Below are 25,506 nucleotides of genomic sequence, written 5' to 3'. Positions count from 1 at the left end.
GTGCGGCCCGGCTCCTCCCAACGGTGGCACATCCGGTACGAACGGTAGCTGTTCGCGGACGAACGGCGTGAGCCGGACCGAAACGGCGCTCACCCTTGTCGGTGTGATTCGCCCGGCGTAACGTACTTATGGAATAAGGATTCCACACCCTTTCCGGCGTGATTCATCCGGGGTGGCACACCCCTTGACCGCCGATTACAGCCGGGAATGGGGCGACGCAGAAAAGAAATTCCGAAATCAATTCGGAGAGCTTTTTTCCGGATGGAGGTGTACGACCGGCCGCGGCGTGCCGCCGTCAGCGCGGCCTATGCGAAGTGGACCTGGAGATTCGGGACGAGGAGAGTGAAGCCCCGATGACGACCGCGCAGGAGCGAGCCGACCTGCTGGACAAGATCGGGTTGGCCGCACAGAACAAAGCAGCGCTGGGTCAAGTGCTGGCAACCGGAAACATCGGGCAGGCCACTGAGGGATCGGACGGCCGCATGCAGGCCACCGTTCGCATCAACCCGGATGAACTGATCTGGGATCCCTCCATTCTGGTCATGCCCCATGGAGGCGATATCGAACTCGAGCTCGTCAATGACGACCTGAACACGCACTGCGCGCTCCTGCCGAGCAATGGCGACCGGAAGTTCATCTGGTTGGTGAACCATTCGCGAGGACGGGCCACCCTCAACCTCGACGGGCCGGGCTACTACTGGTTCAGCTCGCCCACGGGCAATGACGAGGGCCGGGGGCTGACCGGGGCCATCGTCGTCCTGGGGGACGCTCCGCCGGAGGCTCGCCTCGACCGTCCCGAACAGCCGCGGCCGTAGGAAGGAGGAGGCAATGACTGTCGCATACGTGGACGCGGGTGAGGCCGTCGACCAGGGAACCCTGAACTACAAGACCCCGGGGGCGGACGTCGCGCCGCCGGTGGTGGCCGACGTCACCTACGAGCGCATCCTCAATGCCCGCGAGGAACCCCAGAACTGGCTCACCTACTACGGCGCCTACGACGGGCAGCGGTACAGCCCGCTGGACCAGATCAACACGGAGAACGTCAAGCGCCTCGCCCCGGCATGGGTCTTCCAGGCCGGCACGACCGGCCTGATCGCGGGCGCGTCGACCTACTCGTTCGAGGCCGCCCCGGTCGTCGTCGACGGGATCATGTTCGTCTCCGGCTGGGACGGCTGGCTCTGGGCCGTTGACGCGAAGACGGGTGTGGAGATCTGGCGGTACAAGCACGCGGTCCCCTTCGACGTCTCCCTGTGCTGCGGGAACGTGAACCGTGGGGTCGCCGTGGCCCAGGGGAAGGTCTTCTTCGTCACGGCGAATGCTCGTGTGCTCGCGCTCGACGCCACCACCGGCAAGCGGGTCTGGGAAAAGACCTACGGAGACGTCCGGGCCGCGGAGAGCGCCACGGTCGCCCCGCTGGTCGTGAAGAACATGGTCATCGTCGGGAGTTCCGGCGGCGAGTTCGGCGTACGCGGCCACCTCGACGCGTTCGACCTCGAGACCGGCGAGCACCAGTGGCGCTGCTACACGGTGCCGAAGCCCGGGGAGCCCGGCTCGGAGACCTGGCCCGCCGACGGCGAGGCCTGGGCACGGGGCGGGGCGAACTGCTGGGTCACCGGCACCTTCGACCCGGAGACGAACCTGCTGTACGTCGGCACCGGCAACCCGGCGCCCGACTTCGACGGAGCCGTCCGCGAGGGCGACAACCTCTTCACCGACAGTGTCATCGCCGTCGACGTGGACAGCGGTCAGATCCGCTGGCACTACCAGTGCACCCCGCACGACGTGTGGGACTACGACAGCATCGCCGAGTGCATCCTGTTCGAGCAGGACGGGCGCAAACTGCTCGGGCACTTCGACAAGAACGGCTACTTCTTCGTCCTTGACCGCACGAACGGCGAGAGGGTCCGGATCACCCCCTTCGTGGACCGCATCACCTGGGGGGCGATCACGAGGGAGGGCCAGGTGACGGCCAAGGTGTACCCGGACAAGGAGGGAGATCCGGTCCACTTCTACCCGGGTCCGGCCGGCGCCAAGGAATGGACCCACGCGGCCTACAGCCCGAAGACCGGGCTCTTCTACGTCCCGGTCCAGGACACCGGCGCCACGGCCACCCGGCGGCGCCGGGAGTTCAAGGAGAGCATTCCGTACTGGGGCGCGGGCGTTCAGGTGGACATCGAGGACATGGCAGGGTCCGTCAGCGCGTTCGACGCAGAGGGCGAGGAGAAGTGGCGCTGGCGCAACGACCTCCCGATGTGCGCCTCGGTGCTGGCCACCGGCGGTGACCTGGTGTTCGCCGGTGAACCCTCCGGGGAGTTCAACGCGCTCGACGCCCGCACCGGGGAGCTGCTGTGGCAGTTCCAGTGCGGGAGCGGTCACCACAGCAACCCGACCACCTACATGGTCGACGGCAGGCAGTACGTCGTCGTGCCGGTCGGTTGGGGCGGATGGGCCGAGGGGTTCCTCCCCGGCATGCTCGGCGCGGGGCACGGAAGCGCCCTGATCGCCTTCGCCCTTCCGGAATCGTCGTAGTGCGTGACCGGAGCCTGCCGCAATTCGGGCAGTGAGGAGGTGAATCCATGGAGTCCCAGCTCGCTGTGTGGGAAACCCCCGAGTTCGACGAGATCGGAGTCGCGGCCGAGGTGACCATGTACGTCGCTCGGTTGGAGGACGAGTGACACGGGGCGGCGCCGGACCCGGTCCGGCGCCGCCCGAGGACTCGGGACGGCAACGGACGGCCGGGCCGACGACGGACCCGGATCTTCTATGGACGGAGTGCCGGCGTGTTGCTGAGGGTGTTGGGCTCGGCGGCGGGGGGTGGCTCCCCGCAGTGGAACTGCGGCTGTCCGGTGTGCGCCGCGGTCCGCTCCGGGGTCGGCCTCGCGCGCACCCAGTCCTCGGTCGCGGTCAGCACCGACCACCGCCGGTGGTTCCTCATCAACGCCTCGCCCGACGTCCGCACCCAGATCAACGCCTTCTCCGGCCTGCACCCGCACGACGACCGGACGACGCCGCTGGAGGCGGTGCTGCTCACCGACGCCGAGCTGGACCACACGCTGGGCCTGCTTCTGCTGCGCGAGGCCCGCGCCCTGCGGCTGTACGCCACACCGGCGGTGCGCGAGACCCTGTGTGTCGGCTCGGGGATTCTGCGCACGCTCGAGCGCTACTGTCCGGTCGAGTGGCGGGCGGTGAGCCCCGGTGCCGACCTCGCCCTGGCGGACGGGCTGTCCTGCCGGGCGTTCGACGTGCCCACCACCAAGCGCGATCGGTTCGGAGCCGGGGTGGACCACGGCCGCGTCGTGGGCTACCGGCTGACCGACGAGCGCAGCGGGGGGACCCTGGTGTACCTGCCAGGGGTGCAATCGCTGACGCCGGCGCTGCGCGTGGAGATCAAGGGCTGCGCATGCCTGCTGATCGACGGGACGTGCTGGAGCGACGACGAGCTCGTACGGCTCGGCCTGGCCGGCAAAACGTCCCGGGAGATGGGTCACCTGCCCATCGACGGCCCGGACGGCAGCCTGGCGCAGCTCCCGTCGCTGGGCGTGGGGCGGACAATCTTCGTACACATGAACAACACCAATCCGGTCCTCCTGGAGGACGCGCCCGAGCGGCGTACCGTGGAGGACAGCGGCATGGAAGTGGCCATGGACGGCCTCGAGGTCCAGGTGTAGAGCCGTGACGACGACAACCACGACAACCACGGGAACCGGTGCCGACGCCTTCGTCGAGGTGTTGCGGGCCCACTCGCGGCGGTACCACGACCAGCACCCGTTCCACGTCCGGATGAACGCCGGACGGCTGAGCCGCCGGCAGATCCGGGGCTGGGTGGCCAACCGCTTCTACTACCAGGAGAACATCCCCCGCAAGGACGCCGCGATCCTCTCCAACTGCCCCGACCTCGAGGTCCGCCGCCGCTGGATCCGACGGATCGTCGAGCACGACGGCACCGCCGCCGGCGAGGGCGGCATCGAGGCGTGGCTGCGCCTCGGTGAGGCCGCCGGGCTGACCCGCGAGGAGGTCCAAGGCCACCGGCACCTGGTGCCCGGGGTGCGGTTCGCCGTCGACGCCTACGTGAACTTCACCCGGACCCGCCCGTGGGTGGAGGCGGTGGCGTCCTCGCTCACCGAACTGTTCGCACCCGACCTGATGGCGGCGCGGCTGGCCGCGTTCGAGCGGTGGTACCCGTGGATCGACCCCGAGGGCCTCGCCTACTTCCGCGCCCGCCTGGAGCAGGCCCCCCGCGACTGCGAGCACGCCCTCGAGGTGGTCACCGCGCACTGCCTCTCCGCCGAGTCCCGGGCGCGCGCCGTCGACGCGCTGTCGTTCAAGTGCGACGTCCTGTGGAGCCTGATGGACGCCATCGACCAGGCCTACCCGGAGTGACCGCCATGGACCCGACCCGGACCGGAACGACCCGGACCGGAACAACCCGGACCGGAACAACCCGGACCGGAACCGGCACCCGACCCGGCGTCGGGGTGTCCGGCTCGGACCGGCCCCGGTTGGCACACCACGTCCGACTGACCTTCTGCCGGACCAGGCAGCGTCAGACCCTGCAGCTCCCCGAGACGGTGGTGGTTCTGAACGGCAGCGGCGCGGACATCCTCGAGCTGTGCGACGGGCGGCACACCGTGGCCGAGATCGTGGCCGAGCTGGGCGCGCGCTACCGGACCGTCCCCGACGACGAGGTGCGGCGGTTCCTGACCCGGCTCATCGCCCGGCGCTACCTGGAGATCGCCGATGGATAGCCCGTTGGATAGCCCGTTCGGATTGCTCGCCGAGCTCACCTACCGCTGCCCGCTGGCCTGCCCGTACTGCTCCAACCCGCTGAACCTGGCCGGCTACCAGGACGAGCTGGCCACCGACGAGTGGCGGCGGGTGCTGGCCGAGGCCGGCGACCTGGGGGTTCTGCAGTGCCACCTGTCCGGCGGGGAACCGCTGCTGCGGCGCGACCTGGTGGAGATCGTGGCGGACGCCCACGGCCTGGGCCTCTACACCAACCTCATCACCAGCGCCCTCGGGCTCTCGCGTCCGAGGGCCGAGCAGCTGCGGACCGCCGGCCTGGACCACGTGCAGATCAGCATCCAGTCCGACGATCCGGCCGTGTCCGACCGGATCGCCGGGACCCCGTCCTTCCACCGCAAGATCGAGGCGATGGGCGTGGTCAAGGAGCTGGGCTGGCCGCTCACCGTGAACGTGGTGCTGCACCGGCTCAACATCGACCGCGTCGCCGAGGTGCTCGAGCTGGCCGAGGAGGTGGGCGCCGACCGGGTGGAGCTGGCCAACACCCAGTACTACGGCTGGGCCTGGCGGAACCGTGACGCGCTGCTGCCGAGCCGGGCCCAGCTCGAGGCGGCCGAGGTCGTCGTGCGGGCCGCCCGCGAGCGGTTGCGGGACCGCATGGACATCATCTACGTCATTCCCGACTACTACAGCCGCTACCCGAAGCCCTGCATGGGCGGATGGGCCTCCCGGCAGCTGACCGTGACGCCGAACGGCGACGTACTGCCCTGCCCGGCCGCCCACTCCCTGCCGTTGCCGCGGGCCAGCGTGCGGGAGGACTCGCTGGAGCGGATCTGGGCCGAGTCCCCGGTGATGAACGCGTTCCGGGGGACGGACTGGATGCCGGAGCCCTGCCGGAGCTGCCCCCGGCGGGAGCTGGACTTCGGCGGGTGCCGCTGCCAGGCGTTCCTGCTCACCGGCGACGCGGCCCGCACCGACCCGGTCTGCCACCTGTCGCCCGACCACGCCCTGGTCGCCCGGGCGGTCGAGGCCGCCAACGCCGACTCGCGGGCCGACGGTCCTCCGCTGGTCCCCCGCGTACACCGGGCTAACCGCCGAACACCAACGGCAGCGCCACAGCGGCGATGATCAGGGTGATCCCGCTCAGCAGGTCCGAGCGGATCCGGATGAGGCGCGCCGCGGCCCGCCCGAGCCGCAGCCCGACCAGCGACATCACCGCCGTCATGGCGCCGAAGACAGTGGCCGAGAACCACGGCGAGAGCCCGAGGAGCCCCAGGCTCGCCCCGGCGAACAGGTTGTCCAGGCTCAGCGTCAACGGGATACCGAACAGCGCCCACGGTTGGTCCAGCTCGTCCGGCTCAGGGTTCCGAAGGGCCGAGATGACGAGGTACAGACCGTACCCGCCGAGCGCGGCCGCGCCCACCAGGTCGGCGACGCCCCCGACGAACTCCCCGATCCGGCGACCGACCAACAGTCCGACCAGGGGCATGATCGCGTCCCACAGCCCGAAGGTCAGCGCGACCTGCACCGCGCGTTTCAGACCGAAGGGGACGGTACCGAGCGCGATCGATACCCGGAAATTGTCGAGACTGAGTACGAAACCCAGGACCAGTATTTCCCCGATCATGGCGAAGTCACTGCCCGATGACGCCCGACGCCGCCAGGAACGACTTTGCCTCGGCTAGCATTCGCCATGTGAGAAATGATATCTCAGGCGGTCCGCGAAATAAACCCGGCAAACCGATTTCCGACAGTTTCTCGGCACTGCGCACCCGACGGTGGTTTGCAGGCTTGCCGGGGCACCTGACGGGTGCATTCGCGGCGGCCCCTCCGCTGCAGCGCACGGGGCTCGTCACCTCATGATGGCCTGTTCCCGAAAACACTCCCGCCTCGACGGAAATCCGCCGGAGCCAGGAGCCGTCTCCGGACGAGCCGGCGGTCCGGACAATGGAATCGAGGGACCAGTGCCACTTACTTGAGCCGAGGCGATCCTCCAGGCGGGAGCTTGCGATTAATCAGCCGAGGCACTGGTGCCGATAAAGGCCCATCCGGCGTACGAATCAACGGACGGCCGGTAATCGGATCGAACCTGTACTGCAACAGAAGGGGAGGAACCTGTTCCAGGAAATCCTTCGCCTTGAGCTCTTCGACACTTACCGAGTACGCCGTCCGCACCGCCTCTTCGATGGTCGGCATCGGAATCACCTCAAGGCCAGCGGGGACGCCGCCCTCGACGAACTCGACGAACAGACTGTCGCCGCACCCCCTCGCCGCCCATGGACCGGTCGGCGGTCCGCGGCGCGCACCTGAAGGGACTTCGGGGCGTGGCTACGCCTCACCGTCGACGTCGGCCGCGGCCGTCTCCGTCGTCGGCGTGGCTCCCTGGCCAGCGCCCTCCAGGAATTCTCCGTCTCCTCGGCGGCCGGAAGGGGCTGCCGCCAAGGGGTGGAGGCGTCGTTGTCCGGCGTGCAACGCCGCAGCCGTTCCGCCATGCCCTCTGCGTCGTCCCGCACCGAGACGGCCAGGAGGCTGAAGGGAGCCGTGGGCCTCAGTTCGACGCACACCACGGGCCTCCCGGGCCGTACGGCCACGAAGTCCTGCCCACCGGGGTGACACCGCGTGCCGACGCACAGCACGCCGGGAATCCAGACGCCGCGCAGAACCACTCCGCGCAGGGCCCGCCACCAGGCGGGCTCCACCGTCACCCGGCGTACGGCCGCCAGCGGCACGCGCACGCTTCCGCGGCGCGCGGCGGCCTTTTCCCACCACGGCAGGCACATCACGAGGTCGTCGCCCTGCACGAGGATCCGTGCCATGTTCACTCCCTCCCTTCCCTCCTCGCTCCAGGCCGGGGTGGCGGCACGAGGGGCGGGACCGGCCGTGGCCGCCGTCGTCTCCCGCGGACGGCCCGCCTGATCCACTGCCGCGTCATGACGCCTGCCGCAGACGACAGAGGTACCGGTCCGCACGGCACTGCGCGTCGGGGGCACGGAAACCCGCTGCGTCATGCCGCCGGAGCGGCTCGGCACAGTACTACCGCTGGGGGATGCCGAGTTCGCGGCCGCGGTAGAAGCCTTCCCGTTCCTCGGCGACGTACGGGGCCATGGCCGCACGCCGTTGCGCCTCCGCCTCGGAGGACCGCCACGCGTCGCAGGTCTCCTGGGAGTCCCAGAACGACACCCCGGTGATCTCCTGTCCGTCCTCGGACCAGTAGGCGTAGGCGCGGCGGAGCCCCTGCGGGGCGGGTTCCGGCTGCCACGCCTTCTCGAAGTCCTCCAGGGCGCCCGGCCGAATACGCCGCGTCGTCACCCAGACGAAGTGCTCTTCCATCGCAGCCTCCTCCGCAACCCCTGCCGGCTCGCCGAGCCCTTCGACCACCGTAGGCCCGTGGCGCGATCTCCGCCTGCCTGGGACGCCGCCGCCACTGATCCCGGCTCGCAGACCTGGTTGCACGGACCATTTCCTGTTACGGGGGCCGACGACCGACCATGGAAGATGGAAAAAGTGGTGCAGTCGGGGGCGGAAGTCGTCGGCGGTGAGGGCGATGAAGGGTTCGATCCGGCTCGGGAGTGTTCGGGGCCTGGCGTTGCGGGCGCACTGGAGCGTGCCGTTGCTCATGCTGCTCCTCGCGTACGGCCTGGCGGCCCGGACACTGCCCGGGTACGCGCCGGGGCTGGCGCCGGTGGTGTACGCGGTCGCCGGAGTGGCCGGAGCCGTGCTGCTGCTGGCGAGTCTGGTGGTGCACGAGGCCGCGCACGCGCTGACGGCTCGCAGGGCGGGGATCTCCGTGCAGGACATGACCCTGTGGGCGCTGGGCGGGGTCACTCGGATGGACCAGCCGACGACACCACGGACGGCCTTCCTGGTCGCCGTCAGCGGGCCGCTCGCCAGCCTGCTGCTCGGCGCCGTCGGTATCGGCGCGGCTGCCGCGGTCGCGACCACGCTGGGCTGGCGGATCCCGGTCGCCGTACTGGGCTGGCTCGGTGGCACGAACCTGTTGCTGGGCCTCTTCAACCTGCTGCCCGCCGCGCCCCTGGACGGAGGCCGGCTGACGCAGGCCCTGCTGTGGTGGCGCACGGGGGATCGCGAGCGGGCTCAGCGAGCGGCAGGGCGCGGTGGCCAGGTCGTCGGCATGGCGCTTGCCGTCCTGGGCTGGCTGGCGTTCGCGCGGGGGCTGCCGGCGGGGTTGTGGCTGATCGTGGTCGGCCTGTTCGTGGCGGGCGCCGCGGCGGCCGAACGCCGGTGGGCCGAGCTGGTCACAGCCCTGCGGGGCGTACGGGTCAGGCAGGCGATGACCACTCCGGTGGTCACCGGCCCCGACTGGCTGGCCGTGGACCGCTTCCTTTCCGAGGTGACCTCGCAGGTGGGGCACTCAGCGCTGCCGCTGCTCGACTTCGAGGGCCACCCCAGCGGCGTGGTACAACTGCGCCGACTGGTCGACCTGCCGTCCGAGAAGCGGGCGTCGCTGCGGGTACGCGACGTCGCGACCCCGCTGTCCCGATGCACGCTCGCCGCACCGGACGAGCTGCTGAACTCCGTCCTGGAGCGACTCGGCACCGCCGGGGCCCTCCTTCCGATCCTCGTGATGGACGACGGCCGGCTGAGCGGAATCATCACCGCGCACGACATCGACCGGTTCCGCCGACACTCGCGGCTTCCGTCGGCGCCCCCGCCGTCCCCCGGGCCGCCGTGAGAACGTTCGGCTGCCGTGTCGGAGCGATCGGGTGCCCTCGCGAGCCGCGTGCGCGGCAGACGTCCTGAGCCGTCGGAAGCAGGACATGATGGAAGTACAGACGTGTTCCGTGAGGAGGAGTACGGCATGGCCGGGTCAGGCTCTGGCGGCACCGAGGGCTCGGGGGGCTCCGAGGGCGGCAAGTCGCGGTTCGACGACATCTACGACCGGCCGGATCCGCGCACGTACTTCGGGCGGCTGGCCCCGCTGGAGTACGAGATCCCGCACCACGCCCAGCCGGTCTTCCGCCAGGTCGCCGCCGAACGGACCGCGCTCGACGACGGCCGGCCGCACGGGCCGGCGGTGCTGGACGTGTGCTGCTCGTACGGGATCAACGCCGCGCTGCTCAACCACGAGGTGACGCTGGCGGAGATGTACGAGCGCTACACCTCCCCCGCCTGCCGGACGCTGTCGACGGCGGAACTGGCGGCGCGGGACAGGGAGTTCTACGCCGAGCGGCGCCGGCCGGACGCGGTGCCGGTCTTCGGCCTGGACGTCTCGGCGCCCGCCGTGCACTACGCGCTGGAGGCGGGGCTCCTGGACGCCGCCTTCGCCGACGACCTCGAACAGGGCCCGCCCGGCCCCGAGCTGAACCGCGCGCTCGCCGAGGTCGGCCTCATCACGCTGACCGGCGGCGGCAGTTATGTCACCGCCCGGACGTTCACGGCACTGCTGGACGGCGTCCGAAGGCCGGTGTGGGTCAGCGCGTTCGTGCTGCGGACCGTGTCGTACCGGCCGATCGTCCAGGCCCTGGCCGCCCACGGTCTGAACACCACCCTCGACACCTCCCGCACCTATCCGCAGCGCCTCTTCACCGACGAGCAGGAACAGCGGTACGCGATCGCGGCGGTACGGGCACTGGGCGGCGACCCCGCAGGACGCGAGGAAGCCGGCCGTTTCCACGCCCTGCACTACGAGTCCCGCCCCGACGCCTCCTGACGGCCGAGCGGGAAGCACCCCGCGAGCCGTCGACACCGCCCACGGGGTGAAGCGGCCGAAGGGCGGGACCAGAGCCGCCCGACCGGTCCAGGGCCGCACGGTGCGCAACCGTCTTCCAGGCACGTTCGAAGCACTCGGCGGTACGCACAGCCGACCATGACGCATGTGCACTTCATCGCCGGGATCGAGGGTGCTCTTGCAGGTCAGCGACCTGGGGCGGCAGACGAGTCGGGCTGTACGCCGGGTTCTGTTCCGGTGGGTCCTCGCGGGCCCTCCGGTGACGGCCATCCATCTAGGGCCGGCGTTGCCGCCGGCCTCGTGCGGTCTACCCGCGGACTCGGGCGGGCAGCCCTCGAACGTCCGCGCAGAGCGCTTTTCACGGCGCTCCTTTTGACCTTGCTCCGGGTGGGGTTTACCTAGCCGCCTGAGTCACCTCAGGCGCTGGTGGTCTCTTACACCACCGTTTCACCCTTACCCGGCACCGAAGCGCCGGGCGGTCTGCTTTCTGTGGCACTGTCCCGCGGGTCACCCCGGGTGGCCGTTAGCCACCACCCTGCCCTGTGGAGCCCGGACGTTCCTCGGGAAGCCCCGCAAAGGACTCCACGCGGCCGCCCGCCCGGCTCGTCTGCCGTACCGACCATGGTACCGGGCGTGAACGGGGCCTCGGTGCCGCGGCCGTCGCCAGGACCGAGCCGGTGAGGATCAGGGCGAAGGCGGCCAGGACCGTCGCGGTCAGGGACTCGCCCAGGAGGAGCACCCCGGCCGTCACCGCGACCGCCGGGTTGACGTACGTGATGACGGTCGCCCGGGTCGGTCCCGCCTCCTTGATCAGCTCCAGGAAGGCGACGAAGGCGATCGCCGTGCAGACGGCGCCCAGGCCGGCGAGGGCGGTCAGTGCCCCGGCGGAGGGCAGCTCGGCCGGCCGTGTGAGCACGGCGGCCGGGGCGTAGACGACTGCCGCCAGGGTCAGGCAGACCGCGGTGAGCTGGAGGGACGGGACCTGCTTCAGATGGCGGGCGGCGATGAGCGGGGCGATGGCGTAGCCCAGTACCGTCACCAGCACCTCGGCGAGCGAACGGACGTCGCCGCCGGTCAGGTGCGGGACGGTGAGGACGCCGACGCCCACCAGGCCGAGCCCCAGGCCGGTGAGGCGGCGTGCGCCCAGGCGCTCCGTGTCGCCGAAGAACCTGGCGAGCGTCACGCCCACGATGGGGACGCCCGCGATCAACAGGCCGGCGGTGGAGCTGGAGAGGTGGCGTTCCGCGTCGGTCAAGGTGTACCAGGGGCCGATGATCTCGATGACCGCGAAGGCGAGCAGGGGGCGCCAGTGGGCGCGGACGGTCCCGGTGAGGCCTCCTTGCCGCAGTGCGAAGGGCAGCAGGAGCAGTGCGCCGAGGGCACAGCGGGTGAAGACGACCCCGGACGGGGACACCTCCTCCACCGCCACCTTGATCATCAGATAGGGGATGCCCCAGACCACTCCCATCAGGGAGAACAGGAACCAGCCGCGTGCAGTCATGCGGCGAGTCTCGGCCGGGTCAGTGTCCCGGGTCTTGAACGCTGTTGCGGTACGCCGCCGGGGTCACCCCGAGGACGCGGCGGAACCACCGGGTCAGGTGGGCCTGGTCCGCGAAGCCCACGAGTCCGGCTACTTCGGCGGGGCGCAGCCCGGCCTCCAGCAGGCCGCGGGCCCTGGTGACCCGGTACTGGGCGAGCCAGGCGTAGGGCGGTATCCCCATCGTCGTACGGAAGGCGCGCAGCAGCTGGTAGCGGGACAGGCCGAGGTCGGTGGCGAGGGCCGCGAGGGAGGGCGGGGCGAGCAGTTCCTCGGCAAGACGCTCGCGGACGGCCAGGGCGATGCGCCCGGCACCGGGGACCGCACCGGCGTCCGCCCGGGCGGTGGAGTGGCGGTGTGCAAGGGCGGTGAGCAGCCAGGGCAGCCTCGACTCCGCCTCCAGGGGGTCGGGGCAGGCGCTGACCTCGGTGTGCGCGCGGCGCAGGGCGCCGGCCAGTTCGGGGTCGTGGAGGACCGGCTCGCGGAAGTGCGGGAAACCGGTGCCGTGGGTTCCGTCGGTGAGCAGGGCGGGGGCGGCGTACAGGGCGCGGTAGGCGTAGCCGTCGGAGGCGGCGGGGCCGCCGGTGTGCATCTCGCCGGGTTCGAGGACGACGAGGGTGCCGGGTCCGGAGACGATGCGTCCGCCGCGGTACGCGATGGCCTCCAGTCCGCCGACGGTGACCCCGACCGTGAACTCGTCGTGGGCGTGCGGGGCGTACTCGTGCCGGTCGAAACGGGCGGTGAGCAGGTCGACGGAGGGCCCGCAGACCCCGAGCCGCGCCCTGGTCCAGCTGGCCTGCTCCCGTACCTTCGCCACTCCGCACCCTCGTCCTCAGTATCGGCATCCTCCGACAAGGCCCGCGAGGCCGTCGATGCCTGTGTACAGGCTCTCAACTCCCGCAGCTCCGCCGAGCAGATTCTCGCCGACCGTGGTGGACGGGGTGGAAGAGCAAGGACGTACAGATCCAGCACGACATGGGCCCGGACACCGGCTCGGCCCGCCTCCTGGCCGAGGACGAGACAGACAAAGAATCCGCTTCGACCGACAAGCCGCATTCCCGACCACCGCGTGGGAGCCGATCCCAACGGGTTTCCAGATGAGGGTAAAACGGCATGCAGGTTGAAGGAAGGTCCCATATCGCATCATCATGAGCACCATGAGTCTCGTCTCCACCTCCTTCGACGCGCCTGCCACGGACGGCTACGCCCACGACTGGGCACTGGTCGATGTGGAGACCTCAGGACTCACAGCCAGGCGTGACCGAGTGCTGTCCATCGCGGTGATCACGATCGGTCCGGACGGTGAGCAGACCGGAGAGTTCTCGACACTGCTCAACCCGGGGTGCGATCCCGGGCCGGTGAATGTGCACGGGCTGACCACCGAGCGGCTGCATGGCGCACCGACCTTCGACCTGGTCGCCGGGCAGATCGGCGCGATGCTCCAGGACCGGGTCCTGGTCGCTCACAACGCCCAGTTCGATTACGACTTCCTGGCCCATGAGTTCGCCCGTGCGCGGATGTGGCTGCCGGTGTCGCAGCGGCTTTGCACCCTGGCCCTGAACCGCCAGGTGGATCCGCCGACGGACGACATGAAACTCGGCACCCTCGCTGCCCATTACCGCGTCCCCCAGCAACGTGCTCACGATGCGCTGGACGACACCCGTGTACTGGCCGGGATCCTGCGAGCGTCACTGCGCGAAGCAGCGCGGCTCGATCTTCCCTTGCCACTGGTGACCTGCCCGCCCCGGGCAGAGTCCCAGTTCACGCCGAAGCCGCCCAAGTCTCCCTGCGCCTACCGCAATCCGGGACGGCTGACCCCCGGCGGGCCGCTCCGGCAGGGAATGAAGGTCGCGATCACCGGTGAGACCGCCCATGCCCGGGCGGAGTTGGTCGGGCGGGCGGTTGCCGCCGGACTGAACATGATGACCTCTGTCAGCCGCCACACCAGCGTGCTGGTCACCAACGAGGCAACGTCCGGCTCGGCAAAGGCCCGACGTGCACACGCCGAAGGCGTGCCGGTCATCGACGAGCACACCTTTCTGCACCTTCTGGCCGCCGTACAACCGGGGACGGCGCACGAGACGACAGCCGTCGTAACCGCCCGGACGGCTGAACCCGAAGCAGTCAGGCCTCTGGAGCCCGCGTCCACCACTACCGCTGCCGTACCTGCTCCGGAAGCATCGGCCCTCCCCGCGTCTGCCGCGAGTGCAGCAGTACCCGCTCCGCGTCGACCGGCGCCCTCGGACAGCAACCTGAACAAACCCCTGGCGGGGCGCCGGGTACTGGTACTCGGTGGGGTCCACGCAGACGCCGCGGCAGCCCGCACCCAGGTCGTCGAGCAGGGCGGGTCCGCGGCGATCAACCTCTCCGCCAGCGTCACCGACGTCGTGCTCCTGCCGGGAGGGGAGGCCGACCGGCGTATGAACCGCATCTTCGCCCTTCAACTCCCCGTACACGACCCGCACTGGCTCACCGCTCCGACCACCACCGTTCACAACGCGACGGCACTGCGGTCTCAGGAACCGCACGTGGTGCCGAGGGGCGGCGTCGTCGACCTGCCCGCGCCACATGGCACATCCGCGCCCGAGTGGCACGTCACCGCCGGCTGGGCTCCACAGGCCGACTGCGAGATCGACGTCGTCGCCTTCCTCCTCGACGAGGACGAACAGGTCACCTCCGACGAGGACTTCATCTTCTACGGAGCTCCGGAGAACCCCGCCGGGACGGTGCGGCTGCTGACCGGCGGCCCTGCCGAACAAACCATCGCCCTCGACCTGGCGTCCCTGGCGCCTGCGACACGCAGAGTCGTCGTCGCTGCGGCCATCGACGGCACCGCCTCCTTCGGAACGGTCGGTGCGATCCAGATCGGTGTGGCCCCCGGCAGCAACAGGGCGTCTCTCGCCCGGGCCACTCTGGACGCCGCCACCACCGAACGCACCATGCTGCTCGCGGAGATCTACCGCAGGGGTCCGGTCTGGCGCCTACGCGCCGTCGGCCAAGGCTACGACCACAGCCTCGACGCCCTGGCACGTAAATACGGAGTCGACATCGCCGACTGAACGCCGGTGCCGTGAGCGAAGGCCCGCACGCCTCACGGGGCAAAGGCAGCGAGGGCTCGGTCCTCGGCTCACCATGCGGCGTCGACATTCACGCGATGGTCGAACATCTCTCGCATCTGGTCCGGCTCCCCGAACCGACGCCGGAAGACGTGCTCTTCGACGATGAAGCTGAACGGTGTCGTCGACCGCTCGAACAGCATCCGTTGCCGCTCCATCCGCCGGGCCATGAAGTCCTCCAGCAGGCTGTCCGGCGCCACCGGGACGGTTCCCTCGAACACCGCCCGCGCATACCCCTCCGACTGCAACAACCCGGGCACCAGCCGGCACTCGTACGTGCACAGGCTCACCGCCACCTGCTCCAGTCGGGCCCACTGCCGGAACCACGCCGCGAGCCCCACGTCCCCGCGCCCCCGTGTCACGCACTTCGACGACTTCCGCAGCGCCCCCGTGTTACCCAGCGCCTCCTCGGAGCGCTCCACCAGCGACACGTCGGGCATCCGCCGCCCCAACTCCACCGACTCCACGGTGTGCTTGGAGAAGCTCACCAGGTTCGCGAACTCGGTCCTGCTGTACCCCGCATGCTCGCGCAGTGCCTGCATGACCGCCCCGAACGTCCGCAGGCTGTCCGAGGGATCGGGCTCCCGGTCCGCTTCGCCGCACGGCACGTTCTCGTAGTCCACCACACCGCCGTCGGTCATCCACGGCCACCTCCGGTTCCGTACCCGCGCTGTTCGCCGTCCCACATCTGACGACACTCAGCGTGACGCACGAACCGTCGCACCGTCCACGGAATGTGCTCGCACGCTGACGCACCGTACGGACTGCACCTCTGGAATGCACCCACGCGCACCCGTCACCGTGGCCCCATGAGCGCAACCAAACCCCAACTTGGCTCCACCGTACAAATGTTCACCCAGCTCCTGTCGTCCACCCGCCGAGGAGCCCTGCTCGCCCGCCCCCTCGCCGCCGAGCAGCTCCGCGCTTGGCCGATGTCACCCGGCGTCACCGAACGCGCCGAGCAGATCGTGGGCGAACTCGCCGCCAACGCCGCCCTGCACGGCCGTGTCGACAGCCGCGACTTCCGGCTCACCCTCACCCTCGACACCACGGCCGGTCTGCTCCGCATCGCCGTCACCGATGCCCGGGGCGAGCGCCTCCCGTCACCGCCCGCGGACTGCGGAACACCCCCGGAGGCCGAATCCGGCCGCGGCCTCCTCCTGGTCACCGCCCTCGCCGACCGCTGGGGCGTCGAGCCGTATCCACCTGGGGGCAAGACGGTCTGGGCCGAATGTGTCTACGAGGGCTCCGGTCCGGACACGCACAGCGGGCGAACCTGAGGCCACGCCCAAAGCCCTCGACTGCGGGCACTGTGCGGCCACCTGGCCGGGGCGGAGCGCGGCTCCCGGCCGTCAGACGGCGACCACGTGCACGTCCGTCGGCGCGAGGACCGTCAAGTAGGCCTCGATGTCCCCCGGGTCGGCGGTGAAGACGACCGCGCTGCCGTGCCGGGCCGCCGCCAGGGCCACCCAGGCGTCCACCGCGTCCGGCCGTTCCTTCGCCAGCAGGGCCGCTCGTCCCAGAGCGGTGCCGATGCGCCGCCAGTCCGCGAGGTCCGGGCCCGTCGCACAGGCCAGACACTCCGAACGGCCCGCTCTTGTCTCGCGCAGGGGCGGCTCGGACGTACGGGCCCGCGGGACGGTGCAGTCCTTCAGCACCCCGGACAGGGCGTGCACCAGAGCCGGCTGAGGGCGCCACACCTGGGCGAGGACCGGGCCGAGCACCAGCGCCCGGTGCGGGACCGTGCGCAGCCCTTCGTGGAGAGCCACCGCCTTCGCCTTGCGGTCGGCGAGCGCGATGAGCATGCCGGTGTCGTAGACCGGCACCCGTGCGTTCACGCGGCGTGTCCCGGACGGCGGTCGTGCCGGTCCCGGCCGTGGGCGAGATCCAGGGCCTCCTCGACCTCGCGGCGTTCCTGTTCCGTCAGTTCCGCGGCCGGTCCCGGGGCGGGTTCGGCGGGCAGCCCACTTGCCGCCTGCTCCGCCCGGGCGATGAGCGCGTCCACCTCCGCGAACTGCTCCTCTATGGCATCGCTCTCGGCCATCTGCCGCGTCGCGGCATGCACCAGGTAGGCCGAGACGTCCAGGCCCGCCCGTTCCGCGTGCTGCCTGATGCGGTCGGCCTGACCCTGCTCCAGGCTGATACTGATCCGTGTCTTCGCCACGGAAGCACCGTAATACGCGTATGACGACAGCGCGAGTGCGCCCGGACGCGGACAACCCGACCCCGACCCTGACGGTACCGACGAAGATCTCCTCGTCGCCGGGCTTCAGACTGAGGCGCCCCTGACGCACCTTCACTCGGACAAGGCGGAGAACCAGATTGCGGATCCACTTCCTTCTACATCTCGGAGGAATGAGATCGCGCAGACCGGGAAGGATCTACGATCGGGCACATTTCCGCCAGGGCGCCCTCCACCCTTTCCACCGCGTTGCCGATGTGAAGTCCAAAGGGTGAAGGCATGCAGGGCGACGGCCTTCACGGCCAGCCCGGCAGGTGACCTCGTCGCACCCGACAAGGCGACAAAGCTGCAGTTCATCCACCGGAAGTGAGGCTTGAGGTCGACCTGTAGCCGCACGGCCGGACCGGCTGCCGCAGCACGCACCTCCGACGGGTTGGCGTCGTTGATTGCGGCAGCAAATTAGCGCAATTGAGCCAATTCTGCTACGGTCGAAGGAAAGCTGCCTCTCTGGACCGGTCGATACGTGCGGATTCTGGCGACCGGACGGCTCCCCCCTGCCCGTGAACGTGAGGGCGGACGCGGGGCCACATGGCGAGAATAAAAGGACATACGTGACGAACAGAAAAAGAGTAGCGATTATCGGTGCCGGCCCCTCGGGCATGGCTCAGCTGCGGGCCTTTGAGACCGCAGCGCGCGCGGGGACGGACATCCCCGAGATCGTCTGTTTCGAGAAACAGGCCGACTGGGGTGGCCAGTGGAACTTCACCTGGCGCACCGGACTCGACGAGTACGGCGAGCCCGTGCACTCGAGCATGTACCGCAATCTGTGGTCGAATGCGCCGAAGGAAGCGCTGGAGTTCGCTGATTACACCTTCGACGAGCACTTCGGCCGCCCCGTCTCCTCATACCCGCCGCGCCCGGTTCTGTGGGACTACATCGCCGCCCGGCTGAAGAAGACGAACGTGCGCGATTTCATCCGTTTCCAGACCGTCGTGCGCTGGACGGAATACGACGCCGAGCGTGAGGTCTTCACGCTCACGGTCGAGAATCTCCCCACCGGAGAAACGACGACCGAGGAGTTCGACCACGTGGTCGTCTCCAGCGGCCACTTCGCTTTCCCCAACGTGCCGCATTTCCCTGGCATCGAGACCTTCCCCGGGTACATCGCCCACGCGCACGACTTCCGCGGCGCGGAAGCCTTCAAGGGGCAGGACGTCCTCGTCGTCGGCTCCAGCTACTCGGCCGAGGACATCGGCAGCCAGGCGTTCAAGATGGGCGCACGCTCGGTGACGGCGAGCTATCGTTCCGCGCCGATGGGCTACGACTGGCCCGAGGGCTTCGAGGAACGCCCCGTCATCCAGCGCATCGAGGGCAACACGGTCCACTTCGCCGACGGCACCTCGAAGCACGTCGACGCCGTCGTCCTGTGCACCGGCTACCTGCACAAGTACCCGTTCCTGTCCGACGAGCTCGCGCTGGCCTCCCCGAACAACGTGTACCCGGACGGCCTTTACCGCGGTGTCGTGTGGCAGGACAACCCGCGTCTGGCCTACCTCGGCGCGCAGGACCAGTGGTTCACCTTCAACATGTTCGACGCGCAGGCCTGGTACGTACGCGACCTCATCCTGGGCCGCGCCGAGCTGCCGTCGGAGACCGAACGCGCCGCGTCCATCGCCGAGTGGCGGGAACGTTTCGAGAAGCTTTCCTCGGACGCCGAAGAGGTCCGCTTCCAGGCCGACTACGTGCGTGATCTGCTGCGGCAGACGGACTACCCCGAGTTCGACCTCGACCGGGTCGTCGAGATCTTCCTCGCGTGGAAGCGCGACAAGAAGGCCGACATCATGGGCTACCGCGACCGTGCCTACCGCTCGGTCATGACGGGCACCCTGGCCGCCGAGCACCACACACCGTGGCTCGAAGAACTCGACGACTCGATCGAGCGCTACCTCGCCAGAAAGCCCGCCAAGACCCCGCAGACCATTGAGCGCAGCCTAGCGGCGTAACTCCCGGGGTCGGGGGCGGACCCCACTACGGTTCTCAGGGGCCCAGCAGCTCTCGCTGCGGGCCCCTGACCCGTGTCCACGGGTGGGCACAACCGGGGATATCGGCACCGGACCGACAGCACGGCTCTCCCAGGTGCCCCCGCTTGTCGTCCTGCGCGCGCTCGACCGTGCTCGCTTGACCCTGTCGCGGCGTCAACGTTTCTACTGGGGGCATGCGGATCGGAGAAATCGCCACGGCCGTCGGTGTCACCACGCGGACCGTGCGGCACTACCACCATCTGGGGCTGCTCCCCGAGCCGGAGCGGCGGGCCAACGGGTACCGGGACTACACGCTGCGGCACGCCGTCGTGCTGGCGCGGATCAGGCGGCTGACCGAGCTGGGGCTCGGGCTGGCCGAGGTGCGGGACGTGCTCGCGGACGACGCCGGGAAGGACCTCGCCGAGGTGCTGACCGAGCTGGACGAGGACCTGGCCCGGCAGGAGGCCGCGATCCGGGACCGTCGGGCGCGGCTGCGGGCCCTGCTGGAGACGGAGGGCGGGCTCACCGCCGAGGGGCCGGTCTCTCCCGAACTGGCCGCCCTGTTCCGGGAGGTGGCGGATCTTTCCGACTCGCCCATGGCGGCCAGGGACCGGGAGGTGCTCGCCCTCATCGAGACCGCGGCGCCCCCGGAGCAGCGGGAGCAGCTGATGGGTCTGCTGACCGGGTTCATGAAGGTGCCGGGCGGGGTGGAGCGTGCGCTCGCCGCCTACGAGCTGCTCGACGAACTCGTCGACGCCGCACCGGACGACCCCCGCGTGGACGAGGCCGCCCGTGTCCTCGCCGAGTGCCTGCCCCCGGGTCTGCTCCCGGAGGGTGCCTCCTTCGACCAGGACGACAGCTTCCTGCGCGCCATGTACGCGGACTTCCCCCCGGCCCAGGCGGAGGCGATCCGCCGGACCCTGCGGATCATCATGAAGGAGCGGACGACATGACGGACGGCGTGCGGGTCGGCCGGGTGATCGTCCGGCACGAGCTGCGGCTGATGGTGAGCCTGGTGCTGTGGCTGGCGCGGCGGACTCATGGCGTCGGGGGCGGGGCGGCCTTCGGGTACGCGCGGGGGCACGGCGCGGTGATGTTCGGGTTCGCGTTCGTGTGCGTGGTCGAGACGGTGGTGCTGTCCGTGCTGCTGCTCGACTGGCCGACGGTCCACGCGGTGGTGCTGTTCCTGGATGTGTACACCGTCGTCATCGTCGTGGGGCTGCATGCCGCCGACGTCGTACGTCCTCACGTACTGGACCCGGACTCCGGGACGCTGCGGATCCGCCGCGCCGTCCACGTCGACCTGCGGATACCGCTGGAGCGGATCGCCTCCGTCCGGCGCGAGCTGCGGATGAGCCATGAGCGGGCCGACGGTGAGCTGAACGTCGAGGTCGGCTCGCAGACCACGGTCACGCTGGAACTCACGGAGCCGGTCACCCACGTCACGTTCTTCGGGCGGCCCCGGGAGGTGCGGATCGTACGGTTGCACGCCGACGAGCCCGACGCCCTGGTCCGGGCGCTGGCGGCGGGGCGGTGGGCCCCTCAGACGTAGGCCACTCAGGCGTAGGGCCGGGGCACCGTACGCTGTCGGCTGGGTTCTACCGTGAGGAGCAACGCGTGCTTGTCCTGCTGCCGCCGTCCGAGGGCAAGGCCGCTTCCGGCCGCGGCGCCCCGCTGAAGCCTCAGGCCCTGTCGCTGCCGGGGCTGGCCGAGGCCCGGGAGGCCGTTCTCACCGAGCTGGTGGAGCTGTGCGCCGGTGACGAGGACAAGGCGCGCGAGGTGCTGGGGCTGAGCCAGGGGCTGCGGGGCGAGGTCGCGAAGAACGTGGAGCTGCGCACCGCCGGCACCCGGCCCGCCGGGGAGATCTACACCGGGGTGCTCTACGACGCCCTGGATCCGGCCTCGCTCGATCCGGCGGCCAAGCGCCGGGCCGCCCGCTCGCTGCTGGTGTTCTCGGGGCTGTGGGGTGCGGTCCGGGTCACCGACCGGATTCCGTCCTACCGCTGCTCGATGGGCGTACGGCTGCCGGGGATCGGGGCGCTGGGGGCGTACTGGCGTACGCCGATGGCCTCGGTGCTGCCGGAGGCGGCCGGCGGGGGTCTGGTGCTGGACCTGCGGTCGGCCGCGTACGCGGCGGCGTGGAAGCCGAAGGGCGAGGTGGCCGCGCGGACGGCGACGGTGCGGGTGCTGCACGCGCCGACCCGGAAGGTGGTCAGCCACTTCAACAAGGCGACCAAGGGGCGGATCGTCCGCAGCCTGCTGACGGCCGGGACCGCGCCGGAGGATCCCGCCTCCCTGGTGGAGGCGCTGCGGGACCTCGGGTACGTGGTGGAGGCGCAGGCGCCGGGGCGGGCGGGGACGCCCTGGGCGCTGGATGTGCTGGTGGACGAGGTGCACTGACCCGCGCCCTTTCATTGCACCCTGCGCAACGACCTTTGCGCAGGATGCTTCGGTGAAGGCAGGATGACGTCCATGAGTTCATCCCTGCCCTCCTCGGCCCCCTCTGCCTCCGTGCTGGATCTCGCGCCCGTCGTGCCCGTCGTCGTGGTGGAGGACGCCGTCGACGCCGTACCGCTGGCGCGGGCGCTGGTCGCCGGGGGGCTGCCCGCGATCGAGGTGACCCTGCGGACGCCCGCCGCCCTGGACGCCGTCCGCGCGATCGCCGCCGAGGTGCCGGACGCGCTGGTCGGGGCCGGCACGGTGATCACGCCGGGGCAGGTGGGCGAGGTCGTCGCGGCCGGGGCGCGGTTCCTGGTCAGTCCGGGCTGGACGGACGGACTGCTGGAGTCGATGCGGGCGTCCGGGGTGCCGTTCCTGCCGGGGGTGTCGACGGTCTCGGAGGTCGTGGCGCTGCTGGAGCGCGGGGTGCGGGAGATGAAGTTCTTCCCGGCGCGGGCCGCGGGCGGCACGGCGTATCTGAAGGCGATCGCCGGTCCGCTCCCCCAGGCCCGCTTCTGCCCGACCGGCGGGATCGGCCCGGACTCCGCACCGGACTATCTGGCGCTGCCCAACGTCGCCTGTGTGGGCGGCAGTTGGATGCTCCCGGCGGATGCGGTGGCGGCTCGCGACTGGGCCCGGATCGAACGGCTGGCCCGCGCGGCGGCGGACCTCGGCGCAGGTGGCCTCGGCGCAGATGGCCTCAGCGCAGGTGGGACGTCTCGTTGAACAGCCGGACGCTGGCGTTGCCGTCGGCGTAGTACGCCACCGCCGACAGCGAGGCCGCCGACAGTTCCATCCGGAACAGGGCCTCGGGCGGGGCGCCCAGGGCGAGGCGTACGAAGGTCTTGATCGGGGTCACGTGGGTGACGAGCAGGACCGTACGGCCCGCGTACGCGGCGGTCAGCCGGTCCCGGGCGGCCGCGATCCGGCTCGCGGTGGCCGCGAAGCTCTCCCCGCCGCCGGTGGGTTCGGCGTCCGGGGAGGACAGCCAGGCGTTCAGGTCGCCGGGGTGGCGTTCGCGCACCTCGGCGAAGGTGAGACCCTCCCACGCGCCGAAGTCGGTCTCCCGCAGCCCGTCGTCGACGGTGACGTCGAGGCCCAGGCGGGCGGCGACGATGCCGGCGGTCTCGCGGGTGCGGGCCAGCGGCGAGGCGACGATCGCCTGGACGGTGCCGCGCCGGGCGAGGTGGGCGGCGGTCCGCTCGGCCTGCTCCCTGCCGATGTCGGAGAGGGAGGGGTCGCTGCCGCCGCTGCCGGAGAACCGTTTCTGGGGGGTCAGCGGGGTCTCGCCGTGCCGGAGCAGTACGAAGGTGGCCGGCGGGCCCATGTCGGCGGGCGCCCAGCCCGACGAGGGGGTGGCGGACGGCGCCGGAGTGCGGGCGGCGGCCGTCTCGGTGCCGGGGGCGGCCACGGCCTGCGCGGCCCGGAGGTCGGCTGCCGCCTTCCCGGCAGGGGCGTGTCCGGCAGGGGCGTCTCCCGCACCGGCGTCGGCACCGGCGACCCCGGCGACGGCCGCAGCCGCACGCGCCCGTGCCGCACCGGCGGCCGCGTCCCCGGGCGGACCGGACGGCTCGGGCAGCCCGGACGGCTCGGGCATCACGGGCCGTGCCTCCGGTGTGTCCAGCGCGGCGCGCGAGTCCGAAGCGCTCCACGCCTCACCCCGCACCCCCGCGTCCATCGCCTCGTTGGCCAGGCGGTCCGCGTGCTTGTTCTGCTCACGCGGGATCCACTCATAGGTGACCCGGCCGGGCGGGAGGATCCGCGCCGCTTCGGCCGCCAGCGGCTTGATGCCGGGGTGCTTGATCTTCCAGCGGCCCGACATCTGCTCGACGACGAGCTTGGAGTCCATCCGGACGTGGACCGTGGCCTCCGGGTCCAGCTCACGGGCGGCCCGCAGACCGGCCAGCAGGCCCGAGTACTCGGCGACGTTGTTCGTGACGACGCCGAGGTACTCGGCCGCCTCCCGCAGCGTCTCCCCCGTCGCCGCGTCGCTCACCACGGCCCCGTAGCCGGCGGGTCCGGGGTTGCCCCGTGACCCGCCGTCGGCCTCGACGATGAACTCCCGCACCGGAAGCAACCCCTACAGCCCCGACTCGGCGGTGCGGACCAGGATGCGGCGGCAGTTCTCGCAGCGCACCACCGTGTCGGGCGCGGCCTGGCGGATCTCGTTCAGCTCGGTGATGGCGAGCTCCTGGCGGCAGCCCTGGCAGCTGCGCGCGTACAGCTTCGCCGCGCCGATGCCGCCGTGCTGCTCGCGCAGCTTCTCGTACAGCTTGAGCAGGTCCGCGGGGACGGCTCCGGCGACGACCGCGCGCTCCTTGGTGACCGTGGCGGCCTCGCCGTCGATCTCCGCGCAGGCCGCGTCCCGGCGGCCGGTCGCGTCGTCGATCCGCGACTGGACGGAGGTGACCCGCTCGGCCAGCTCGGCGGCCCGCTCCTGCGCGGACTCGCGGCGCTCCATGACCTCCAGGACGACGTCCTCGAGGTCCCCCTGGCGCTTGGCGAGGGAGGCGATCTCGCGCTGGAGGTTCTCCAGGTCCTTGGGCGAGGAGACGGCACCGGAGTCGAGGCGCTGCTGGTCGCGGGCGGCGCGCTGGCGCACCTGGTCCACGTCCTGCTCGGCCTTGGTCTGCTCGCGGGCGCAGTCGCTCTCCTCGGTCTGCGCGGCCACGTGCAGGTCGCGCAGCTGGGCGAGGTCCCGGGTCAGCGACTCGACCTCGGCGTGCTCGGGGAGCGACTTGCGCTTGTACGCGAGTTGCTGGAGCCGGACGTCGAGGCCCTGGACGTCGAGGAGTCGGATCTGGTCGGCGGACGCGGCGTTCAGTTGGGGGCTCCAGAGGGATCGGAGGAGGAAGGAGCGCGCGAAGCGCTCCCCGAAGGGGTGGTGGGCGACGGGTCGACGAAGGACGCCGCGTGGGCGGTCCAGGGGTCGGTGACCGTGGCGGAGACATGGACCCGAAGACCCCATCCGTGACGGTCGGAGATCTCGTCGAGCTGGGCTGCGGCCAGCTCGCACCAGGGCCACTCGGTGGCCCAGTGCGCCGCGTCGAGCAGCGCGAGGGGACGGTGGGCGGCATGGTCCGCCGCGAACTCCGACGCCGGGTGGTGGCGCAGGTCCGCGGTGAGGTACGCGTCCACGCCGGCCGCCCGGACGTAGGCGAAGAGGCTGTCGCCGGAGCCGCCGCTGACGGCGACCCGGCGGACGAGCGCCTCGGGGTCGCCGGCGACGCGGATGCCCTGCGCGGTGGCGGGGAGGCGTGCGGCGGCGCGGGCGGCGAATTCGCGGACGGTCAGCGGGTGGTCCAGTTCGCAGACCCGGCCGAGCCCGCGGCGGCCCTCGGGGTCGGTGGTGTCCGGCACGAGCGGCCGTACGACGCGCAGGTCGAGCGCGCCGGCCAGGGCGTCGCTCACCCCGGGGTCGGCCGTGTCGGCGTTGGTGTGGGCGACGTGCAGCGCGATGTCGTTCTTGATGAGCCGGTGCACCACGCGGCCCTTGGCGGTGGAGGCCGCGACGGTGGTCGTCCCGCGCAGATAGAGCGGGTGGTGGGTGACCAGCAGGTCGGCGTTCAGCTTCACCGCCTCGTCGACGATCTCCAGGACGGGGTCGACAGCGAACAGGACCCGGGTGACCTCCTGGTCGGGGTCCCCCGCGACGGTACCGACCGCGTCCCAGGACTCGGCCCGCTCGGCGGGCCACAGGGTCTCCAGCGCGGTGATGACTTCAGACAGACGGGGCACAAGCGCAAGGCTACCTGCCCCTTTGGCGCCGTAGTACCGGTGCG

General features: G+C 70.9%; 24 protein-coding genes, 1 other RNA gene and 2 pseudogenes. 16 read left to right on the top strand and 11 right to left on the bottom strand.

Going from position 1 to position 25,506, the window contains the following annotated elements:
• Positions 1–353: 353 nt before the first annotated feature.
• The 7 genes from ACTWJ9_RS23925 to pqqE all read left to right on the top strand — a co-directional run bounded on the left by ACTWJ9_RS23925 (position 354) and on the right by pqqE (position 5,868).
• Positions 354–815 carry an MSMEG_3727 family PQQ-associated protein gene (locus tag ACTWJ9_RS23925; protein WP_279336313.1) on the top strand — a complete coding sequence of 154 codons (462 nt, stop codon included), beginning with the start codon at positions 354–356 and terminating at the stop codon, positions 813–815.
• Positions 816–828: 13 nt separating this feature from the next.
• A complete protein-coding gene (locus ACTWJ9_RS23920) occupies positions 829–2,529 on the top strand; it encodes a PQQ-dependent dehydrogenase, methanol/ethanol family (RefSeq protein WP_279336312.1) in 1,701 nt (566 codons plus the stop codon).
• Between the two features lie 47 nt (positions 2,530–2,576).
• Positions 2,577–2,675: a pyrroloquinoline quinone precursor peptide PqqA gene (gene pqqA, locus ACTWJ9_RS23915; protein ID WP_109382866.1), complete on the top strand. Its 99-nt coding sequence runs from the start codon at positions 2,577–2,579 to the stop codon at positions 2,673–2,675.
• A gap of 105 nt (positions 2,676–2,780) precedes the next feature.
• Positions 2,781–3,668, top strand: a complete 888-nt coding sequence (pqqB, locus tag ACTWJ9_RS23910) for a pyrroloquinoline quinone biosynthesis protein PqqB (RefSeq protein WP_279336311.1) — start codon at positions 2,781–2,783, stop codon at positions 3,666–3,668.
• 4 nt (positions 3,669–3,672) lie between these two features.
• Complete coding sequence (gene pqqC, locus ACTWJ9_RS23905) at positions 3,673–4,380, top strand: pyrroloquinoline-quinone synthase PqqC (RefSeq protein ID WP_279336310.1); 708 nt, start codon at positions 3,673–3,675, stop codon at positions 4,378–4,380.
• A gap of 119 nt (positions 4,381–4,499) precedes the next feature.
• Positions 4,500–4,745: a pyrroloquinoline quinone biosynthesis peptide chaperone PqqD gene (pqqD, locus tag ACTWJ9_RS23900; RefSeq protein ID WP_279336309.1), complete on the top strand. Its 246-nt coding sequence runs from the start codon at positions 4,500–4,502 to the stop codon at positions 4,743–4,745.
• A 4-nt stretch (positions 4,746–4,749) separates the two neighbouring features.
• Positions 4,750–5,868: a pyrroloquinoline quinone biosynthesis protein PqqE gene (gene pqqE / locus ACTWJ9_RS23895; protein ID WP_443294760.1), complete on the top strand. Its 1,119-nt coding sequence runs from the start codon at positions 4,750–4,752 to the stop codon at positions 5,866–5,868.
• Here pqqE and ACTWJ9_RS23890 read toward each other — a convergent pair.
• Complete coding sequence (locus ACTWJ9_RS23890) at positions 5,828–6,367, bottom strand: manganese efflux pump MntP (RefSeq protein WP_279336307.1); 540 nt, start codon at positions 6,365–6,367, stop codon at positions 5,828–5,830. The genes pqqE and ACTWJ9_RS23890 overlap by 41 nt on opposite strands.
• Before the next feature lie 1,406 nt (positions 6,368–7,773).
• Positions 7,774–8,070, bottom strand: a complete 297-nt coding sequence (locus ACTWJ9_RS23885) for a hypothetical protein (RefSeq protein ID WP_279336305.1) — start codon at positions 8,068–8,070, stop codon at positions 7,774–7,776.
• Between the two features lie 214 nt (positions 8,071–8,284).
• On the opposite strand from ACTWJ9_RS23885, the gene ACTWJ9_RS23880 reads away from it, so the two are divergent.
• Together ACTWJ9_RS23880 and ACTWJ9_RS23875 are read left to right on the top strand one after the other, a co-directional pair.
• The gene (locus tag ACTWJ9_RS23880; RefSeq protein ID WP_387036724.1) at positions 8,285–9,433 is read left to right on the top strand and encodes a site-2 protease family protein; all 1,149 of its coding nucleotides are present in this window, start codon (positions 8,285–8,287) and stop codon (positions 9,431–9,433) included.
• 126 nt (positions 9,434–9,559) lie between these two features.
• Positions 9,560–10,411 carry a hypothetical protein gene (locus ACTWJ9_RS23875; RefSeq protein WP_387036726.1) on the top strand — a complete coding sequence of 284 codons (852 nt, stop codon included), beginning with the start codon at positions 9,560–9,562 and terminating at the stop codon, positions 10,409–10,411.
• Between the two features lie 220 nt (positions 10,412–10,631).
• Here ACTWJ9_RS23875 and rnpB read toward each other — a convergent pair.
• The 3 genes and pseudogenes from rnpB to ACTWJ9_RS23860 all read right to left on the bottom strand — a co-directional run bounded on the left by rnpB (position 10,632) and on the right by ACTWJ9_RS23860 (position 12,783).
• An RNA gene (gene rnpB / locus ACTWJ9_RS23870) (RNase P RNA component class A) lies at positions 10,632–11,035 on the bottom strand.
• A 115-nt stretch (positions 11,036–11,150) separates the two neighbouring features.
• Positions 11,151–11,930 (bottom strand): annotated as a pseudogene (locus ACTWJ9_RS23865) (DMT family transporter); the annotation flags it as partial.
• Between the two features lie 19 nt (positions 11,931–11,949).
• Positions 11,950–12,783: an AraC family transcriptional regulator gene (locus tag ACTWJ9_RS23860; RefSeq protein ID WP_443294759.1), complete on the bottom strand. Its 834-nt coding sequence runs from the start codon at positions 12,781–12,783 to the stop codon at positions 11,950–11,952.
• A gap of 340 nt (positions 12,784–13,123) precedes the next feature.
• Here ACTWJ9_RS23860 and ACTWJ9_RS23855 point away from each other — a divergent pair, with 340 nt between their 5' ends.
• Positions 13,124–15,025, top strand: coding sequence for a TerD family protein (locus ACTWJ9_RS23855; protein WP_443295920.1), 1,902 nt, complete (start codon positions 13,124–13,126; stop codon positions 15,023–15,025).
• Positions 15,026–15,102: 77 nt separating this feature from the next.
• On the opposite strand, the pseudogene ACTWJ9_RS23850 reads toward ACTWJ9_RS23855, so the two are convergent.
• Positions 15,103–15,723, bottom strand: a pseudogene (locus ACTWJ9_RS23850) (Scr1 family TA system antitoxin-like transcriptional regulator); the annotation flags it as partial.
• A gap of 168 nt (positions 15,724–15,891) precedes the next feature.
• Between ACTWJ9_RS23850 and ACTWJ9_RS23845 the strand changes: the two are divergent.
• Positions 15,892–16,362 (top strand): ATP-binding protein, encoded by a 471-nt coding sequence (locus ACTWJ9_RS23845; RefSeq protein WP_443294758.1) that lies wholly within the window; start codon positions 15,892–15,894, stop codon positions 16,360–16,362.
• 72 nt (positions 16,363–16,434) lie between these two features.
• On the opposite strand, the gene ACTWJ9_RS23840 is transcribed toward ACTWJ9_RS23845, so the two are convergent.
• Together ACTWJ9_RS23840 and ACTWJ9_RS23835 are read right to left on the bottom strand one after the other, a co-directional pair.
• Entirely contained in the window at positions 16,435–16,920 is a 486-nt protein-coding gene (locus tag ACTWJ9_RS23840) for a hypothetical protein (RefSeq protein WP_443294757.1), read from the bottom strand.
• Complete coding sequence (locus ACTWJ9_RS23835; protein WP_279336298.1) at positions 16,917–17,246, bottom strand: hypothetical protein; 330 nt, start codon at positions 17,244–17,246, stop codon at positions 16,917–16,919. The genes ACTWJ9_RS23840 and ACTWJ9_RS23835 overlap by 4 nt, the downstream gene beginning before the upstream one ends.
• Before the next feature lie 578 nt (positions 17,247–17,824).
• On the opposite strand from ACTWJ9_RS23835, the gene ACTWJ9_RS23830 reads away from it, so the two are divergent.
• The 5 genes from ACTWJ9_RS23830 to eda all read left to right on the top strand — a co-directional run bounded on the left by ACTWJ9_RS23830 (position 17,825) and on the right by eda (position 22,450).
• Entirely contained in the window at positions 17,825–19,267 is a 1,443-nt protein-coding gene (locus ACTWJ9_RS23830; RefSeq protein ID WP_443295919.1) for an NAD(P)-binding domain-containing protein, read from the top strand.
• Positions 19,268–19,479: 212 nt separating this feature from the next.
• Positions 19,480–20,238, top strand: a complete 759-nt coding sequence (locus ACTWJ9_RS23825; protein ID WP_443294755.1) for a MerR family transcriptional regulator — start codon at positions 19,480–19,482, stop codon at positions 20,236–20,238.
• Positions 20,235–20,837: a hypothetical protein gene (locus tag ACTWJ9_RS23820; protein WP_443294754.1), complete on the top strand. Its 603-nt coding sequence runs from the start codon at positions 20,235–20,237 to the stop codon at positions 20,835–20,837. The genes ACTWJ9_RS23825 and ACTWJ9_RS23820 overlap by 4 nt, the downstream gene beginning before the upstream one ends.
• 65 nt (positions 20,838–20,902) lie before the next feature.
• The gene (gene yaaA / locus ACTWJ9_RS23815; protein WP_443294753.1) at positions 20,903–21,685 is read left to right on the top strand and encodes a peroxide stress protein YaaA; all 783 of its coding nucleotides are present in this window, start codon (positions 20,903–20,905) and stop codon (positions 21,683–21,685) included.
• 72 nt (positions 21,686–21,757) lie between these two features.
• Positions 21,758–22,450: a bifunctional 4-hydroxy-2-oxoglutarate aldolase/2-dehydro-3-deoxy-phosphogluconate aldolase gene (gene eda, locus ACTWJ9_RS23810; RefSeq protein ID WP_443294752.1), complete on the top strand. Its 693-nt coding sequence runs from the start codon at positions 21,758–21,760 to the stop codon at positions 22,448–22,450.
• On the opposite strand, the gene ACTWJ9_RS23805 is transcribed toward eda, so the two are convergent.
• Genes ACTWJ9_RS23805 through ACTWJ9_RS23795 form a run of 3 tightly spaced genes read right to left on the bottom strand, consistent with a single transcriptional unit; the run spans position 22,425 to position 25,462 of the window.
• Positions 22,425–23,792 (bottom strand): bifunctional RNase H/acid phosphatase, encoded by a 1,368-nt coding sequence (locus tag ACTWJ9_RS23805; RefSeq protein WP_443294751.1) that lies wholly within the window; start codon positions 23,790–23,792, stop codon positions 22,425–22,427. The two genes, eda and ACTWJ9_RS23805, sit on opposite strands and share 26 nt — an antisense overlap.
• A 12-nt stretch (positions 23,793–23,804) precedes the next feature.
• Positions 23,805–24,548 (bottom strand): zinc ribbon domain-containing protein, encoded by a 744-nt coding sequence (locus ACTWJ9_RS23800; RefSeq protein ID WP_279338077.1) that lies wholly within the window; start codon positions 24,546–24,548, stop codon positions 23,805–23,807.
• Entirely contained in the window at positions 24,545–25,462 is a 918-nt protein-coding gene (locus ACTWJ9_RS23795) for a Nif3-like dinuclear metal center hexameric protein (RefSeq protein WP_279336292.1), read from the bottom strand. Before ACTWJ9_RS23795 ends, ACTWJ9_RS23800 begins: the two co-directional genes overlap by 4 nt.
• Positions 25,463–25,506 lie beyond the last annotated feature (44 nt).

This window comes from Streptomyces sp. GDS52 (genome assembly GCF_052246875.1).
Taxonomy (GTDB): domain Bacteria; phylum Actinomycetota; class Actinomycetes; order Streptomycetales; family Streptomycetaceae; genus Streptomyces; species Streptomyces cathayae.
The sequence above is the reverse complement of the archived record's forward strand: the minus strand, read 5'-3'. Positions and strand labels throughout refer to the sequence as shown.